This is a genomic window from Pseudomonas sp. IT-P294 (genome assembly GCF_949767865.1).
Classification (GTDB): Bacteria; Pseudomonadota; Gammaproteobacteria; order Pseudomonadales; family Pseudomonadaceae; genus Aquipseudomonas.
This window is the reverse complement of record NZ_CATKQW010000011.1, coordinates 144441-162544: the sequence shown is the minus strand read 5'-3', so window position 1 is coordinate 162544 and position 18104 is coordinate 144441. Positions and strand designations below refer to the sequence as shown.

Here is an 18104-nt window from a genome sequence, read left to right as displayed (position 1 = left end):
GATCAGGCGAACAGCGAGAGGACCGGGGGGCCCTCTCATCCCGTCGATTCGATGGCTTACACCAGTTCGGCTGTTTCAGTTTGCCTCTGACTGACAGGACTGATCTTGAACCAGATGGAGTACATCGCCGGCAGGAACACCAGCGTGACGATAGTTCCGACAAACGTGCCTCCGATCAGCGTGTAAGCCAGGGTTCCCCAAAAGACGGAGTGTGTCAGGGGGATGAACGCCAGGATGGCCGCCAGCGCTGTCAGCAGTACTGGGCGAGCACGCTGTACTGTGGCTTCGATCACTGCTTGAAACGGATCCAGTCCTTCCTTTGCGTTGTGATGGATTTGTCCAATCAGAATCAGCGTGTTGCGCATCAGAATGCCCGACAAGGCGATTAGCCCTACCAACGCATTGATACCGAACGGCTGCTGGAAGATAAGCAGTGTCGGCACCACACCAATCAGCCCGAGTGGCGAGGTGAGGAACACCATGATCATCGCCGAGACCGAACGTACCTGCAGGATGAGGATCAGCAGCGTGATGGCAATCATGATCGGGAGCAGCGGCAATATCGCCTGACCGGCCTTGCCCGACTCCTCAATAGCCCCCGACTGCTCGATACGATACCCATCAGGCAACTTGTCGATGACCGGCTGCAGCGCCTTCATGATGACGCTCGAGACATCCGGTGGCTGCAATCCTTCGGCAATGTCGCCGCGCACGGTAATGGTCGGAGTGCGGTCGCGACGCCGAAGGATCGGATCCTCCATGCGCACGTCCACCTCTCCTACCTGGGACAGCGGAATCCGCTGGCCCGCCGTGCCCACAAGCGTAAAGCCTTCTATTTTTGCAGGGTCGAGCCGGATATCACCCGCCGCCCGCCCGACCACTTGCACCGAACGAATGTCTTCACGAACTGCCGTAATCGGTACCCCCGTGAGCAGGAACTGCAGCTGCTGCGCGACGGCACTGGACGTCAGCCCCACCGCCTGCAAGCGGTCCTGATCCAGAGTGAAATGCAGCGTCGGGGTCAGCGGTCCCCAGTCAGTGTTGACGGTTCTCATCATGGGGCTCGCCTGCATCACCTCCTGTACCTGGCCGGCGATCTCACGCAATTTTGATGGGTCAGGCCCCATCACCCGATAGGCGACAGGAAAGGGTGAATACGGACCAAACACCAACTGCGTAACCCTGACTCGTGCTTGCGGGGCAAGTCCTTCTGCAACTGCCTCGCGAATGCGGAACTTGAGGGCCTCACGCGCCTCCTGACTACCCGTCAACACCACAATCTTCGCGAATGATGGATCAGGGAGTTCCGGCGCCATCGCCAGGTAGAAGCGCGGCGCACCTTGTCCGATATAGGCCGTGACGATTTTTGCTTCATCCTGCTTTTGCAGCCAGGCCTCGATCCTGGCGGTGGTGGCGCTGGTTTGCTCGATGGAGGTGCCATACGGCATTTGCACTTCGACCAACACTTCTGGGCGGTCCGAAGTGGGAAAGAATTGCTTCTTGACCAGGCTCATGCCGAGAATCGCCAGGACAAACGCAGCGATGACAGTTCCGGCAACCAGCCATTTGCGGGCGATGACGCGTGTCAGAATCTGGCGGAAGCGGTTGTAATAACGGGTGTTGTAGATGGCCGCGTGACCACCTTCGACCTGCTTGATCTTCGGCAACATCTTCACACCCAGATAGGGGGTAAAGACCACCGCCACCACCCAGGAGGCAATCAGGGCAATGCCCACGATCCAGAACATGTTGCTGGTGTACTCGCCAGCTGTCGACTGTGCGAAGCCGTTGGGCAAAAAGCCGATGGCGGTCACCAGCGTACCGGAAAGCATCGGTGCAGCCGTATGACTCCAGGCATATGCGGAAGCTTTGATGCGGTCGTAGCCTTCCTCCATTTTCACCACCATCATCTCGATAGCAATGATGGCGTCGTCCACCAACAGTCCAAGCGCCAGAATCAGCGACCCGAGGGTGATACGGTCAAAGTTCTTTCCAGTGGCCGCCATCACCACAAACACCACGGCCAGCGTTAGCGGCACCGCCGCCGCCACCACAATACCTACATGCCAGCCCATGCTGAGAAAGCAGACAAGCATCACAACCAGCAAGGCGACGAAGAACTTGATCATGAACTCGTCGACGGCCGAACTGATATTCACAGACTGATCGGTGACCTTGGTGAGCGTCATGCCCAGGGGCATGCCTTCATTGATTTTGGTCCTCTCCGCGTCCAATGCCTTACCCAGATCAAGACCGTTCCAGCCCTCACGCATCACGACCCCCAGTAACAGGGCCTCCTCCCCGTCATTACGCACGAGGAAAGTTGCCGGATCTTCATAACCACGCTCGACCGTCGCCACGTCCGAGAGCTTCAGTGTTCGACCTTTAATCGCAAGCGGTGTGTCACGAATCGTCTGCACTTTATCGAAGGCACCGTCGAGACGGAGGAAGACTTGCGGCCCATTGGTTTCAATTGAGCCGGCAGGTGTGAGCACGTTCTGATTGTTCAGCGCGGCAAAAATGTCCTGGGGAGAGACGCCCAGCGTGGCCAATCGATCATGGGAGAAGGAGACAAAGATGCGTTCGGGCTGCTCACCAATGATGTTGACCTTCTTCACGCCCGGCACATGCAACAGGCGCTGGCGCAACGATTCCGCATCACGCACCAACAGTCGCTGCGGCTCGCCTTTGGCTTTCAAGGCGAAGAGCGCAAATGTCACATCCGAAAACTCGTCGTTGACCATCGGCCCAATCACACCCGCCGGTAACTTGATGGCCTCATCGTCGAGCTTTTTACGCGCCTGATAGAACTCCTCCTGCACTTGAGAGGGCGGCGTGCGATCAAGCAGCGTCACCATGGTGAAGGCGAGACCAGGGCGGGTGTAGGTTTCCGTGCGGTCGTACCATTTCAGTTCTTGCAGACGTTTTTCAAGTGGCTCTGCTACCTGGTCCTGCATCTCCTGCGCCGTAGCGCCCGGCCACGCGGTAATGACCGTCAGTTGCTTGACCGTAAACGGAGGGTCTTCCGCACGCCCCAGTTGGAAAAAAGACAGGATCCCCGCAACACCGATCAGGAAGATCAGGAATACCGTGATCGAGCGCTCGCGAACGGCGATCGCCGAAAGATTGAAGCGCCCCTGGCTCATGGATGGCTCCCGGCAACTTTGACGTCACCCTGTTGAGCCAGTCTCACCTCCTCACCGTCGCGCAGTAAATGTGCACCTAACGCTACGATCTGCTCGCCGACCTTGAGATCACCTGCCACTTGCGCTGCGTCATCGCTCAAACTCAAGACCCGGACAGGTCTCCAGATCACCTTCGCCGGGTTGCCAGCAATGACCCACACGCCTGTGCCTTTGCCTGGGTCATAAACGGCAGCGATCGGCACTTGCAACACCTGTCCACTTGCGGTGCCTTCAGCGATCCGAAGAGTGACGGTCGAACCTAACGGCGCATTGGCCAGCGCGCCCTCCAGCACATACCGCGCCTCAAATGTGCGCGTCATACGATCGGCCGAATCGGAAAGCAACCTCAGCTTCGCTGTAACAGCCTGCGTGGTGTTGCCATAAAGCGTGGCCTGCGCAGTGGACCCTGCTGCCGGGCGTAGCGTCTCGGGCAAGTGCACGATGGCCTCGCGCTGCCCGGCCCGCGCCAGTCGAACCACAGGTTGCCCCGGGCTGACGACTTGCCCGGGCTCGGCGAGCGTTTCCACCACAACGCCGTCGGAATCAGAAAACAACACCGCATAACCAGACGCGTTGCGAGCTACGTCGGCCTGCGCTTCGGCAGCGCTGAGCTGCGCTTTTGCGGTATCAGCCGCGGCTTTGACCTGATCGTAAGCCGATGCAGAAATAGCACCTGCAGAGACCAGGTCGCGATATCGAGCCTCGTCATCTGCCGTCTGCTTGGCTCGGGCCCGGGCGGCTATGACCGACTCTTGCTGCGCGCGCGCCTGCAATCCCAGGTCGATAGGGTCGAGGCGCATGAGCGGCTGCCCCTTCTTAACGGTCTGGCCAGTATCCACCAGACGCTCAAGTATCTTGCCTGAGACCCGAAAGCCCAGGTCACCCTGGACGCGGGCAGCCACTATTCCAGTGAAAGAACGTGAAACATCGGACGCCCCCTGAACCGCAGAGGATCTCACCAGAGGGGCGTGCGTGCGTGGATCTTCAACGACGGATGGGTCGCCACACGCCGTCAGGACGAGAGGCAACAAGCAAGCGGCGATAGGGACAAGTCGAAGCCGGCGCATAGGTTCCCTTACTTAAAAAATAGGACATGCGCTACATTCTCAGCAAGGTGACCATATCTGTCAATGGTCACAGAAAATGAGCGATAGACCTCTCTCTATCCATGCAGAGATACAGTATTAACTGAGCTAATTGTGAAAACATGAACAAATAGCATTGATTGACAGGCCGTGACCATACCGTAATATGGTCACCTATCATCCCCGATTGAAGGAACCTCAATGCCTCCCCTTCGTCCCGTTGTTCTTTTGTTGAGCGCCAGCTTGATGGCAGGCTGCGCGGTCGGTCCGGACTATCAACGTCCGGCCGCCCCTCTTTCGGATCGTTACCTGGGGCAGTCTGCTGTCGAGCAGAGGCCTGTAACGGCGCAGGCCAGCCCTGCGACCTGGTGGGAAGGTTTTGGTGATCCCGTGCTCAACGATTTCGTCTCCAAGGCGCTTGAACAGAACCTGGATCTGGCGCAGGCATCGGCGCGAGTCACACAGGCACGGGCAGGACTGGGTGCCGCAAATGCCGCCTTGCTACCCTCGGGGAACATCAGTGGCCAGGTTGCGCGCTCCTACCAATCAATCGAAACCCCACTCGGCCAGGTGTTGAACTCAACGCCTGGCTATGATCGGTACGGTAACTCCTACGAGGTCAACCTCGGTGCTGGCTGGGAGGTTGATGTCTTTGGCGGCCTGCGACGCGAACGCGAAGCCGCACTCGCCGAGTACCAGGCCTCCGAGGCGGGCGCCGCTGCCACACGACTGGCTATCGCCGCACAGACCGCCGATATCTACATCACCCTCCGCGGATTGCAAGCCCGGCTGGACATTGCAAACCGACAAGTCGAAACGCAGCAGGGACTTCTGGGAAAAGTCCGCTTGCTCTACGGCAAGGGCCTCGCTGCCAACTATCAGGTTCAGCAGACTGAGGGAGCACTATCGCAGGTCCAGGCGACCGTGCCAGTCCTGCAGACCGGCCTGGATGCGGCCATGAATGCACTGGATGTCATGCTCGGAACACCGCCAGGCACTCATCGCACGCAACTGGCAAATGCCGGAAGCATTCCGCTTGCGCCGCAGATAAAGGCTACGGGAACGCCGGCCGATCTGCTGCGCCGCAGGCCCGATCTCATCGTGGCTGAGCGACGCCTTGCAGCCTCCAATGCACGCATCGGGGTGGCGATTGCCGAGTACTACCCGAAATTCTCCCTTAGCGCATTGCTGGGTAGCGCCACGGCTGTATCCGGCGGCAACCTTTTCACTGGCGGCGCCAATCAGTCGGCGGGCGTACTGGGGCTGCGCTGGAGACTTTTCGACTTTGGCCGCATTAACGCTCAAATCGATCAAGCCAAGGGACAAGAAGCCGAAGCCCTGGCCGCTTACCGCCAGTCGGTATTGCGCGCCACTGAGGATGTTGAGAATGCCTTCTCCGCACTGGTGAATCGCGACGCTCAGGCGACCACCCTGACGGCAGGCGAGGCGTCTCTGAAACAGGCTCGCCAATCGTCGTTCATAGCCTACGAAAAAGGCACGGCCAGTCTGATTGATGTTCTGCACGCCGACGAAACGATGTTGCAGGCTTCCGATTCCCGAGCGCAGGCGCGGACGGAATCGGCACGGGCGGCGGTCGCGGCATTCAAGGCGCTCGGTGGCGGATGGCAACCTCCGGAAGCCCAGCCTGTTGCGACACGATGAAGCTTGCCAAGTTACCGCGGTCAACGCTTCAACCTGAACCATGTCCTTGAAAGTCGGGAGGCAACACGCACTCCCGACCCGACATTTTCGGTGTAACAACGCTCAACTAGAAACGGCAGCTCACTGAAGTACCAAGCCCGCTGGCACTGTTCTTGAATTTGGCACTGTACGCGCCTCTGGTTGCCGAGGTGTCGTTGACCTGTACGCTTTCCTCCCAAAGATAGGAATAAGCGAGGTCGAACGTGACATTTTCCACTGGGGTCCAGCCGGCACCGAAGCTGATGACCTTTCGGTCGCCTGTAGGAATTCGGGGCCCCCGGTTGGTATTGTTGGTGGGCGACTGATCAACTGAAAACCCGGCACGAAGTACCCATTGTTTATTCAGTTGATACGCCGTACCGATCGCGTGTGCCCACGTGTCATGCCAGTTCTGCTCTTCGGTAATGGTCCCCAATTGGCCGCTCAGTAACGGCGGCAAGCCACTGTTCTCAATCGTCAGCTCTTTAAAGCGGCTCCAGCGCGTCCAGGTACTGCCAACATAGAGCGTCCAGTCGTTATTGAGCTGATGGGTCACGGAAAAGTCCACTGACTCAGGGGTGTCCACGTCCAGCGATGCGTCGTAGCTACGACCGCTGACGCCAAGCACGCTAAAGATGCCATCGGTGACCTTGGTTTCGGCATCCAAGTGGTAACTGACCTTGGAGTGATAGGTCAGCCCCAAGCGGGTCTGGTCTGTCGCTTGCACCATGACACCAGCATTGAAACCAAGTGCCGTATCGTCGCCCGTGCTTTTGAGCTTCCCGTCATTGCGACCAGGGCTTAGCGGGTTGGGCACCATCCCCGATATCTCACCGCCGATACGGTTGATGGTTGGACCGAAGCCGATCGACACTTTTTCATTGAACGCGTAACTGACTGTGGGCTGAAAGGTCAGTGTCGTGACCTTGCTCTTGTTGGCGTAATAGCGTCCGGCAAAATCACTGCCATAGTCGGTGATCAGGCCAAAAGGCACATAAAACCCGATGCCGAATGCCCAATGGGCATCGACAGGCTTGACGTAATATCCCATGGGCACGGTGGTTGTGGGCACCATGTCACCGTCTTCCTTTCCCCCAAACGTACTGCGAGTCTGGCTGATGTCGGACTTCGCGAACAGCGTCGCCGCCCCCACGCTGACCTGCTCTCTTTTAAGTCGCGCCATGCCAGCCGGATTGCCGAAAACGGTGCTGGCATCTTCCGCAGAAGAGGAGCGACCGGCAAAACCGGACCCCATCCCGCTGATGCTTTGTTCGTTGAGTGCGAAACCACCGGCAATCACATTGGAGGACGCAATAACGACCGCCAGGCCAATGGGGCTCTTGAGCATTATTTTTTTCATTGTTTGGACTCTATGGGCGTCACTGAAAATAGAACATCGAGAACTACGGAGGCCTATACTATCCAAGTGACCATATCAGTCAATGGTCACAAACAGCAAAAATTCAATGCCCTCCCCGGCGCTCGTGCACCGGAGACAAAAAACGGATGAGGGGGATGTCGCCTTGGCTCAAATGACCTGGCTGTTTTGGATCAGCGAAGAGTCAAGGCATGAGGCTACGCAAGATGAGGTTGGAGGTAAGCATGGGAGCTTCCTCAATCAAATCCAGATTGTGTTGCAGTAGCAATGGGTTGACGAAAGGTCGCAGCGCCAGATGGATCGCTTCGACGGTCTCGTCCAGCGGGGTTTTGCGCTCGAACTCTCCGACCTCTCGCCCTTCACGCACAATGTCAACGATAAAGCGCTTGATCTGTGCTTCATAAGCCTGGGCACTGGGCCAGTGCTCCCCAGCGGCAAAAGCTGCGATGTCGTAGAGCTTGCGATCATTGAAGAACAGGTCCACCCCCGTAGCAATCACGGTTTTTACCAGTCTGCGGAAACGCTCGGTCGGTGAAATAGCTTCTGCGTTAACAGCCTGTTCAACGGCTGCAACGATTTGCCCCAAACAGTTTGAGCAGATGGCTTCGCCAATCGCCTGCTTGGAATCAAAAAACTTATAGATGTACGCTTTGGAAAAACCGATGGCCTTGGCCAGGTCGGAAACCGTGGTTTTACCGTAGCCATACTGACTGAAGTGCTCGTTGGCAGCCGCGACAATCTGGTCTCGAATGTCGTGCTCGGCAGGGCCACGAGTGCTCGGCGAGGATAAGGATATTGAAGGCTGATTCATGAGAGCAGCTTACCCACCCTATCGAAAACTGACAACTCGTGACTCTGCATGAATATAGTCACAACTCAGCCGCATTTAAGTTCTTCAGGTCACTTCATTGATTGCGTAGATCGCGCTCACTTTTTGATAGGTGTGACGAGCGTCTTTTCGCCGGAGTCGAGGACGAACACGGCCAACAGGCGTGCAGGCTCGGTGTCGCTGGCGTTGGCGCTGACTTCGTGCACGGAGCCCGGCTCTTCTACGAAGTTTTCGCCGACGTGGTAGATCTTTTCCGGCTGGCCTTTGACTTTGATGCGAAACGCGCCCTCCAGGACCGTTGCATAGATAAAGGCCGTTTTTGGATGGGTGTGGGACGGCGACGCGGCGCCCGGCCCATATTCTACGACCACACCCTTCATGCTCTTGCCTGGGATGTTGGGAATGGGACGGTCAAACACGACGGTCACTTTGCCGGGAGGCGGCTCGGCGGCCGACGCGGCGCTGATCGACAGTGTTGCGAAAGCAGCGGCCAAGAGAAGTCGGGTAACCATGGTAATACTCCTTCGTGGGTAGGTGTTTTGACGGCGCGCCCCATGACCGGGGCGGCGTCTTCCTGAGTTGTTCCTGCAAGCCTCAGCGGCCCGCTTCGGCCATTGACTGGCTGAGCCAGTTTTCGAAACGGATCGCGCCCAGGCGTGGGTTCTTGCCGGGTGTCAGCGATTGATCGTCAAGCACGGCGCCGTAGTAACGCGCGTGTACATCCGGTACGACCTGGCGGGTATCCTGAGTGGCCCGCAGAAAGCGCCTGACCAGTTCGTCGAGCGGCATGGCCTCCGGCCCCGCGACTTCGACCGTGCCATTGATCGGCGCTGCCAGCACGATGTCGGCGAGCGCCGCCACCACATCGTCGGACGCCAACGGCTGGATCAGCGCTGGCGAAACGCACAGCTCATCGCCGACGGTGAACGATTGGGCAATGCCGCCGACAAATTCGAAGAACTGCGTGGCACGCAAGATGGAGTAAGGAATGCCGGATGCCTTGATCAGGTTTTCCTGCGCGACCTTGGCCCGGAAATAGCCGTTCTCGGGAAGCCGTTCGCTCCCGACAATCGACAGGGCAACGTGATGCCGAACCCCGGCAGCCGCTTCGGCGGCCAGCAGGTTACGGCTCGACGTTTCGAAAAACTCGAGGACGGCCTGATCCTCCCACGACGGCGCGTTCGCCACGTCGACGACGATGTCAGCACCATCCATCGCCTGGGCCAAGCCCTCGCGGGTGATGCTGTTTACGCCTGTGCTGGGGCTGGCCGCGAGCACGTCATGGCCGCGCTCGCGGAGGTTCTTCACAAGTTTCGATCCAATGAGGCCGGAGCCTCCGATAACGACGATCTTCATGGGCTTTCTCCACGTGTCGACTGCAACCATTGCGTCGGTGTAGAGCAAGATTGCCTGCGCGCATGAACGAAGTCCTTGGACCTGCTGTGGTTTTCCCTCCACGAACGCTTGGTTTTACGTCCAAAGAGGCCACGGAACGGCGTCGTCACTGCTGTGGACGGTGCGGCGTGATTAGCGCTGCCGTATCATCAATTTCAAATACTAATCGCCAGCAGCCCGGGACTCGGAGTTGAGGGCGCGCCGTCAGGGGAACCTCACTTTGCCATTCGTGTTTGAAGACTACGTGCTCGATGACAAGCGCCGGGAACTCACCTTGCGCGGACAAGCCGTGGCCGTCGGGCCGCAGGTTTTCGATCTATTGCTGCTGTTCGTCAACAACCCCGATCGCGTCATCAGCAAAGACGAGTTGCTCAAGGCGGTGTGGAATGGCCGGATCGTCTCGGAATCGACGATTACCAGCCACATTAATGCGCTGCGCAAGGCCATCGGCGATACCGGCGAAGAACAGCGCCTGGTGCGGACCGTCGCCCGCAAGGGCTACCGCTTCGTCGGCCAGATCAAGGTCAACGAGATTGGCGAAACGCAACAGCCTGACCGGCCTGACATCGACGAACGCGCATCCACGAACCCGAATGAGATGCCCACTTCGCTCGTCCTCCCGGACAAACCCTCGATTACCGTCTTGCCCTTCCAGAATTTGAGCGGCGATCCGGAACAGGAATATTTCGCTGACGGCATCGTGGAAGACATCATCGCGGCCCTGTCGCGTATCCGCTGGCTGTTCGTCATCGCGCGCAATTCGAGCTTCACCTACAAGGGCCGCACGGTGGACCCCAAGGGCATCAGCCAGGAGCTGGGCGTTCGCTACGTGCTGGAAGGCAGCGTGCGCAAGTGCGGGAACAAGGTACGCATCACCGGGCAGCTGATCGATGCGACGAGCGGGACGCATATCTGGGCGGAGCGTTTCGAAGGCGCGCTCAACGATATCTTCGAGCTGCAGGATCAAATCACCCAAAGCGTCGTCGGTGCCATTGCGCCGCAACTCGAACGGGCAGAAATCGAACGCGCCAAACGCAAACCGACGGACAGCCTGGACGCCTACGACTACTATCTGCGCGCGATGGCAAAACTGCACAACGGCACGCGGGAAGCCCTCGACCAGGCGCTGCCGTTGCTCTACAAGTCCATCGAGCTCGACCCGGAATTTGCATCGGCCTATGGCATGGCTGCCTGGTGCTATTTTTGGCGCAAGCTCAACGGTTGGATGACTGATAGAACGCTAGAGATCGCCGAGGGCGTAAGGCTTGCGCGTCTGGCGGTGTCGCTTGGCCGGGATGATGCGGTCGCGTTGACGCGAGGCGGACATGCATTGAGTCACCTTGCCGGCGAGGTTGACGCCGGCATTGCCTTGCTCGACAGGGCGCGCCTGCTCAATCCCAACCTCGCCCCAGCGTGGTTTCTGGGCGGCATCCTGCGCGCACTGCGCGGTGAAACGGACGCCGCCATCGAGCATCTGACCCATGCCGTTCGCTTGAGTCCGCTGGATCCGGAAATGTTCAGGATGCAGGTCGGCATGGCGTTCGCGCATTTCTTCGCCGGGCGTTTCGATTCCACGACGCAATGGGCGGAAAAAGCGCTGGGCAACTTGCCCAGTTTCCTGGCCCCGGTGGCCTTGCTGGCGGCCAGTCATGCCCTCAGCGGGCGAATGGATAAAGCGAGTTTGGCGATGCAGCGTCTGCGTGAGCTGGATCCCTCGATGTGCCTCTCCAACCTGAAAGACTGGCTGCCCATCCAAAGGCCCGAGGATTTCATGCGCTTCGCCGATGGACTGCGGTTGGCCGGGTTACCTGAGTGAACGTGGGACGGCGCGCCGCTGGGTGCAATCGTAATCCGCGTGGCTATCGAACGCCCTGCTGGTATTCACGGGGCGTACATCCAAACTCGCGACGGAACACCGTGTGTAGATACTGTGCGGATTTGAAGCCGCAAACGCGGGCAATGTCCGCGATCGCTGTGTCGGTATTTTCCAGCCCGCTGGTGGCGGCCGCCAGTTTGAAACGCAAAATCTCGTCGTGCACGCTGCAGCCTCGCACAGTGCGAAAGTGCGACTCCAGCGATGAGCGCGACACCCCGACGTAAGCCGCCACCTGCGCTGTCTTGATGCCCTGGCAGGCATATTGGCGGATAAACAGCAGCGCTTGCATGACGTAGGGATTGCCCAAAGGTTGGTGCAAACTCGACACCTGCACGTTGATCGCATCAGGGGGGATCAGAATGTGCGTGCCCGTGGACGGCATGCCGTGCAGCATCTGGTGCAGCAGTTGCGCGGCGGTGCGGCCCATGGTTTCGGTGCCCTGGATGACCGAGCTCAAGGGGACTCGGGTCAGGCTGCGTGTCAGGGGGTCGTTGTCGATGCCGATCAACGCCACCTGCTCCGGCACGGCAATTCCGGCGGTCAGGCAGGCTTGCAACAACTGCCGGGCGCGGGCGTCACTGACGGCGATGATGCCGATGGGCTTGGGCAGTTTTTGCAGCCAGGCAATCAGTTGTTCGACAGCACTGTCCCAGAGCGGTGCACTGGTCCCCATGCCGCGATAGACCTCGGCATGCAAGCCGTCACGTTGCATCAGTCGCCGAAAGGATTTTTCGCGTTCCTGAGCCCACCGATTAGCCTGCGCTTCAGGCAGGCTAAAGCAGGCAAAACGTTGCAGCCCCGCCTCGATCAAGTGCTCGTAAGCCAGCGTGATCAGCGCGTTATTATCGGTCGCAACATACGGAATCCCTTTCGGATACGCCCCCTCATCCTGATAAGACCCCCCCACCGCCACCACGGGCAACTTGATGTCGGCCAACGCCTCGCCAATCAGTGGGTCGTCGAAATCGGCAATGATCCCATCGCCTTGCCAGCGCTCGATCCCTTTTAACCGACAGAGAAAATCCTCTTCCAGGAACAGGTCCCAGGACGCGCGGGTGCTGCTCAGGTAGTTGCCGATGCCGCTGATGATGCCGCGGTCATAGATCTTGCTGCCGTTGAACAACAGTGCGATGCGATGAACAGGCGGTACGGTTTTCATTGTTTTCAGGCTTGTTCCGAAGCCCCGTGTCACGGAGGCGATTGACGCAGACTAGGCGCGCGGACGACAAATCTCAATACGCAAAATCGCACCCTGTGTTGGTGATTTTCATAATCAGCAGGCACGGAGCCGTTGTTAGTATCCAGACACCGCCAAAAACAAAAAGGACATTGCCAATGCTGTACTTCCCCGATGTCGACCACATTCGCTATGAAGGTCCTGCCAGCGATTCCCCCCTCGCCTTCCGCCACTACGACGCCGACAAAATCATCCTCGGCAAACCCATGCGCGAACACCTGCGCATGGCCGCCTGTTATTGGCACACCTTCGTCTGGCCGGGTTCCGATGTGTTCGGTGCAGGTACTTTCAAGCGCCCGTGGCATCGCGCTGGCGACCCCATGGAGCTGGCCATCGGCAAGGCGGCAGCCGCGTTCGAGTTCTTCTCCAAATTGGGTATCGACTATTACTGCTTCCACGACACGGATGTCGCCCCTGAAGGCAATTCGCTGAAGGAGTACCGCAACCACTTCGCGCAAATGATTGATCACCTGGAGCGACATCAGGAAGAAAGCGGGATCAAGCTGCTGTGGGGCACCGCCAACTGCTTCAGTAATCCACGCTTTGCCGCAGGCGCCGCGAGCAATCCAGACCCCGAAGTGTTCGCCTACGCCGCCGCACAAGTGTTCAGCGCCATGAACGCGACCCAACGCCTGAAAGGGTCCAACTACGTGTTGTGGGGCGGTCGCGAAGGCTACGAAACCCTGCTCAACACCGACTTGAAACAAGAGCGCGAACAACTGGGCCGCTTCATGCGCATGGTGGTCGAGTACAAGCACAAGATCGGTTTCAAAGGCGACCTGCTGATCGAGCCCAAACCGCAGGAGCCGACCAAGCACCAATACGATTACGACAGCGCCACCGTGTTCGGCTTTCTCCAACAGTTTGGTCTGGAGAAGGAAATCAAAGTCAATATCGAGGCCAACCACGCGACCCTGGCCGGTCATAGCTTTCATCACGAGATCGCAACGGCCGTCTCGCTGGGGATTTTCGGCAGCATCGACGCCAATCGCGGTGATCCGCAAAACGGCTGGGACACCGATCAGTTCCCCAATAGCGTCGAAGAAATGACCCTGGCCACCTATGAAATTCTCAAGGCCGGCGGGTTCAAGAATGGCGGATTCAACTTCGACTCCAAGGTTCGCCGTCAGAGCCTCAATGAGATGGATCTGTTCCATGGCCACGTTGGCGCAATGGACGTCCTCGCCCTGTCCCTTGAGCGGGCAGCCGCCATGGTGCAGAACGATCAGCTTCAGCAGTTCAAGGATCAACGCTACGCCGGCTGGCAGCAGCCGTTTGGGCAGGCAGTGCTGACGGGTGAGTTCAACCTCCAGTCATTGGCCGAACACGCATTCGCCAACGAACTCAATCCTCAGGCTGTCAGCGGCAGGCAGGAGATGCTCGAAAACGTCGTCAACCGGTTTATCTATCGCTGATCGCCAACGAAGTCCGCAGGCGCAATCACGCTGTGACATTTGCACGACAAATCTGTGTCCGCAGCGTCTGCCGATTCTCTAGAGTTCTACCAGCCCGATACTCATCGTCAGGCAGTGTCTTTCAAACAACAATAAAAGGACGCACCACCATGAAGAAAGTAAAACGCGCGCTATTGGCTGGCGCCCTGGCTCTGCTTTCACTGCCGGTAATGGCCGATGCGGCCCACCCGAAAATCGGTTTCTCCATTGATGACCTGCGGCTGGAGCGCTGGTCACGTGACCGCGATTATTTCGTGGCGGCGGCGGAGAAAATGGATGCCAAAGTCTTCGTACAGTCGGCCGATGCCAACGAGCAAAAACAGATTTCGCAAATCGAAAACCTCATTTCCCGTGGCGTCGATGTGATCGTCATCGTGCCGTTCAACGCGACAGTACTGACCAACGCAGTGGCAGAAGCGAAGAAGGCCGGAATCAAGGTCGTGTCCTATGATCGTCTGATTCTCAACGCCGATATCGACGCCTACATTTCCTTCGATAACGAAAAAGTCGGCGAGATGCAGGCCAGCGGCGTGCTGCACGCAGCCCCCAAGGGCAATTACTTTCTGCTCGGCGGTGCGCCCACCGACAACAACGCCAAAGTCCTGCGCGAAGGTCAGATGAAAGTGCTGCAACCGGCCATCGACAAGGGTGATATCAAGATCGTCGGTCAACAGTGGGTGAAGGAATGGAACCCGACCGAAGCGCTGAGCATTGTTGAAAACGCCTTGACCCGCAACGACAACAAAATCGACGGCATCGTCGCCTCCAACGACGCCACGGCAGGCGGCGCCATCCAGGCACTGGCCGCTCAGCAACTGGCCGGCAAGGTGCCGATTTCGGGGCAGGACGCGGACCTCGCAGCGGTCAAGCGGGTAATCGCCGGCACTCAAACCATGACCGTGTACAAACCGCTGAAACTCATCGCCTCCGAAGCCGCCAAGCTCTCGGTGCAACTGGCGCGCAACGAGAAACCCGCCTACAGCTCGCAGTACGACAATGGCAGCAAAAAAGTCGACACCATCCTGCTCACTCCGACTCCATTGACCAAGGACAACATCGACCTGCTGGAACAGGACGGGTTTTATACCAAGGCGCAGATTGCCGGACAGTGATCAACGGCACGTAACGTCTTAACGGCCCACTGCAGGAGCGATAGGGGCGCCCTCTCGCTCCTGCAGTAGAAGCCCCGTACCTGCCGCTTGTGAGTCTTGAACATGTCCGACTATCTGCTGCAAATGAACGGTATCGTCAAAACATTCGGCGGTGTCAAAGCGCTCAATGGCATCGACATCAAGGTCAAGCCGGGCGAGTGCGTCGGGCTGTGCGGCGAGAATGGCGCCGGCAAGTCCACGCTGATGAAAATCCTTTCCGCGGTGTACCCCCATGGCACCTGGGACGGCGAAATCCTCTGGGACGGTCAACCACTCAAGGCGCAATCGATCAGCGAAACGGAAGCCGCTGGTATCGTCATTATTCACCAGGAACTGACGCTGGTGCCCGACCTGTCGGTGGCCGAAAACATATTCATGGGCCACGAACTGACGCTGCGCGGTGGACGCATGAATTACCCGGCAATGATCCACCGTGCCGAAGCCCTGATGCGTGAACTGAAAGTGCCGGACATGAATGTATCGCTGCCGGTTTCGCAGTACGGCGGCGGTTATCAGCAACTGGTGGAAATCGCCAAGGCGCTGAACAAGCAAGCACGCCTGCTGATCCTCGACGAACCATCATCGGCCCTGACCCGTTCGGAAATCGAGGTGTTGCTGGACATCATTCGCGACCTTAAAGCCAAAGGTGTCGCCTGCGTCTACATCTCCCACAAGCTCGATGAAGTCGCTGCCGTGTGCGACACCATTTCGGTGATCCGTGACGGCAAACACATCGCCACGACCGCCATGGCAGACATGGACATTCCACAGATCATCACCCAGATGGTCGGACGGGAAATGAGCAACCTCTACCCCACCGAGCCACACGACATTGGCGAGGTGATTTTCGAGGCCCGCCACATTACCTGCTATGACGTCGACAGCCCGAAACGCAAACGGGTCGACGATATTTCATTCGTGCTCAAACGCGGGGAAATCCTCGGCATCGCCGGGCTGGTCGGTGCAGGCCGCACCGAACTGGTGACAGCACTGTTCGGCGCCTACCCCGGTCGCCACGAAGGTGAAGTCTGGCTCGACGGCCAACTCATCGACACCCGCACGCCGCTCAAATCAATTCGTGCCGGCCTGTGCCTGGTGCCCGAGGACCGCAAACGCCAGGGCATCATTCCGGACCTGGGAGTTGGCCAGAACATCACCCTGGCCGTGCTGGACAGTTACTCGAAACTGACCCGCATCGATGCCGAAGCCGAACTGGGCAGCATCGATCGAGAAATTTCGCGTCTGCACCTCAAAACCGCGAGCCCGTTCCTGCCGATCACCAGTCTGTCCGGCGGCAATCAACAAAAAGCCGTGCTGGCGAAGATGCTGCTGACCAAACCCCTGGTCCTGATTCTCGATGAGCCCACCCGAGGTGTGGATGTCGGCGCCAAGTACGAGATCTACAAATTGATGGGGGCGCTGGCGGCCGAAGGTGTGTCGATCATCATGGTGTCTTCGGAGCTGGCCGAAGTGCTCGGCGTTTCCGACCGCGTGCTGGTGATCGGCGAAGGCCAGTTGCGTGGCGACTTCATCAACCATCAGCTCACTCAGGAACAGGTGCTCGCCGCCGCACTCAGTCAGCCTGATCGTCACAATAATAATGATCGGAAGTCCGCGTAAATGAATCAGGTCAAACAGCTCTTCACTCGCTACAAGATGCTCGCGCTGGTGTTTGCCGTGGCGTTTATCTGGCTGTTCTTCAGTTGGCAGACCGAGGGCGGATTTCTCACACCGCGCAACCTCTCCAATCTGCTGCGCCAGATGTCCATTACCGGGATTCTTGCCTGCGGTATGGTGCTGGTCATCATCAGCGGCGAGATCGATTTGTCGGTCGGCTCATTACTGGGCTTGCTCGGTGGCGTCGCGGCTATTCTCGACGTGATCTACCACATACCGCTGCTGGCGAACCTGAGCCTGGTCGCCTTGTGCGGACTGCTGATTGGCCTCGCCAACGGCTACATGGCCGCCTACCTGCGCATCCCTTCTTTCATTGTGGGGCTGGGGGGCATGCTGGCGTTCCGGGGCATTTTGCTGGGGATTACCGGCGGCACGACCATCGCCCCGGTGTCGCCGGAGCTTGTCTACATTGGCCAGGGTTATTTGCCACACACGATCGGCACGGGCCTGGGCGTTCTGCTGTTCGCACTGACGTTGTTCCTGACCTGGAAGCAACGGCGCAATCGCGCCCTTCACGGCCTGGCGGCACATCCGCTGGTGCGTGACGTGTTGCGCGTGCTGTTGATCGGTGCGGTGTTGGCCGGCTTCGTCCAGACCCTTAACAGCTATGACGGCATTCCCGTGCCGGTCCTGCTTCTGCTGATTCTGCTGGGCGGGTTCAGCTACGTGACCAGCCAGACCGTCTTCGGTCGACGCGTCTATTCCGTGGGCAGCAACATGGAAGCCACGCGCCTGTCCGGTATCAATGTGCAGGCCGTGAAACTGTGGATTTTCGGGATCATGGGCGTCATGTGCGCCCTCGCCGGGGTGGTCAACACCGCGCGCCTGGCAGCCGGTTCGCCCTCGGCCGGCAGCATGGGAGAACTCGACGCCATCGCCGCCTGCTTCATCGGCGGCACCTCCATGCGCGGCGGCTCCGGTACTGTCTACGGCGCCCTCCTCGGCGCACTGGTCATCACCAGCCTGGACAATGGTATGTCGATGCTCGACGTCGACAGTTACTGGCAGATGATCGTCAAAGGCAGCATTCTGGTGTTGGCCGTGTGGGTGGATGTGAGCACCCGGACGGGACGACGCTGATCCGTTCCTAGTTCAGCCGGGTAGATCGGTACGCTGATGCATCACCGTCCAGAACAGGCATTGGCTGATCAGGCTTG

Annotated in this window: 13 protein-coding genes; 6 read left to right on the top strand and 7 right to left on the bottom strand. The window is 58.7% G+C overall.

The genetic code is table 11. The features are described from left to right. Nucleotides 1-56: 56 nt before the first annotated feature. The gene (locus tag ACM6I0_RS08235) at nucleotides 57-3146 is read right to left on the bottom strand and encodes an efflux RND transporter permease subunit (RefSeq protein WP_414921975.1); all 3090 of its coding nucleotides are present in this window, start codon (nucleotides 3144-3146) and stop codon (nucleotides 57-59) included. Then, complete coding sequence (locus ACM6I0_RS08230) at nucleotides 3143-4252, bottom strand: efflux RND transporter periplasmic adaptor subunit (RefSeq protein WP_414921974.1); 1110 nt, start codon at nucleotides 4250-4252, stop codon at nucleotides 3143-3145. Before ACM6I0_RS08230 ends, ACM6I0_RS08235 begins: the two co-directional genes overlap by 4 nt. 219 nt (nucleotides 4253-4471) lie before the next feature. Between ACM6I0_RS08230 and ACM6I0_RS08225 the strand changes: the two genes are divergently transcribed. Further along, a complete protein-coding gene (locus ACM6I0_RS08225; RefSeq protein ID WP_414921973.1) occupies nucleotides 4472-5932 on the top strand; it encodes an efflux transporter outer membrane subunit in 1461 nt (486 codons plus the stop codon). A 106-nt stretch (nucleotides 5933-6038) separates the two neighbouring features. Here ACM6I0_RS08225 and ACM6I0_RS08220 read toward each other — a convergent pair whose 3' ends face one another. The 4 genes from ACM6I0_RS08220 to ACM6I0_RS08205 all read right to left on the bottom strand — a co-directional run bounded on the left by ACM6I0_RS08220 (nucleotide 6039) and on the right by ACM6I0_RS08205 (nucleotide 9513). Next, complete coding sequence (locus ACM6I0_RS08220) at nucleotides 6039-7310, bottom strand: OmpP1/FadL family transporter (RefSeq protein ID WP_414921972.1); 1272 nt, start codon at nucleotides 7308-7310, stop codon at nucleotides 6039-6041. A 202-nt stretch (nucleotides 7311-7512) separates the two neighbouring features. Then, nucleotides 7513-8139 (bottom strand): TetR/AcrR family transcriptional regulator, encoded by a 627-nt coding sequence (locus ACM6I0_RS08215; protein ID WP_414921971.1) that lies wholly within the window; start codon nucleotides 8137-8139, stop codon nucleotides 7513-7515. A 116-nt stretch (nucleotides 8140-8255) separates the two neighbouring features. Beyond that, nucleotides 8256-8669, bottom strand: a complete 414-nt coding sequence (locus ACM6I0_RS08210; protein ID WP_414921970.1) for a cupin domain-containing protein — start codon at nucleotides 8667-8669, stop codon at nucleotides 8256-8258. Between the two features lie 82 nt (nucleotides 8670-8751). Next, on the bottom strand, nucleotides 8752-9513 hold the full coding sequence (locus ACM6I0_RS08205; RefSeq protein ID WP_285434287.1) for an SDR family oxidoreductase: 762 nt from the start codon (nucleotides 9511-9513) through the stop codon (nucleotides 8752-8754). Nucleotides 9514-9772: 259 nt separating this feature from the next. Between ACM6I0_RS08205 and ACM6I0_RS08200 the strand changes: the two genes are divergently transcribed. After that, entirely contained in the window at nucleotides 9773-11368 is a 1596-nt protein-coding gene (locus ACM6I0_RS08200; RefSeq protein ID WP_414921969.1) for a winged helix-turn-helix domain-containing tetratricopeptide repeat protein, read from the top strand. Between the two features lie 43 nt (nucleotides 11369-11411). On the opposite strand, the gene ACM6I0_RS08195 is transcribed toward ACM6I0_RS08200, so the two are convergent. Continuing rightward, on the bottom strand, nucleotides 11412-12587 hold the full coding sequence (locus ACM6I0_RS08195) for a XylR family transcriptional regulator (protein WP_414921968.1): 1176 nt from the start codon (nucleotides 12585-12587) through the stop codon (nucleotides 11412-11414). A gap of 176 nt (nucleotides 12588-12763) precedes the next feature. Between ACM6I0_RS08195 and xylA the strand changes: the two genes are divergently transcribed. From xylA to ACM6I0_RS08175, 4 genes are all read left to right on the top strand, one after another. After that, entirely contained in the window at nucleotides 12764-14080 is a 1317-nt protein-coding gene (gene xylA / locus ACM6I0_RS08190; RefSeq protein WP_414921967.1) for a xylose isomerase, read from the top strand. A 149-nt stretch (nucleotides 14081-14229) separates the two neighbouring features. Then, complete coding sequence (gene xylF, locus ACM6I0_RS08185) at nucleotides 14230-15231, top strand: D-xylose ABC transporter substrate-binding protein (protein WP_414921966.1); 1002 nt, start codon at nucleotides 14230-14232, stop codon at nucleotides 15229-15231. 102 nt (nucleotides 15232-15333) lie between these two features. Then, entirely contained in the window at nucleotides 15334-16890 is a 1557-nt protein-coding gene (gene xylG, locus ACM6I0_RS08180; protein ID WP_414921965.1) for a D-xylose ABC transporter ATP-binding protein, read from the top strand. Continuing rightward, the gene (locus ACM6I0_RS08175; RefSeq protein WP_414921964.1) at nucleotides 16891-18027 is read left to right on the top strand and encodes a sugar ABC transporter permease; all 1137 of its coding nucleotides are present in this window, start codon (nucleotides 16891-16893) and stop codon (nucleotides 18025-18027) included. It abuts the gene before it with no gap. Nucleotides 18028-18104 lie beyond the last annotated feature (77 nt).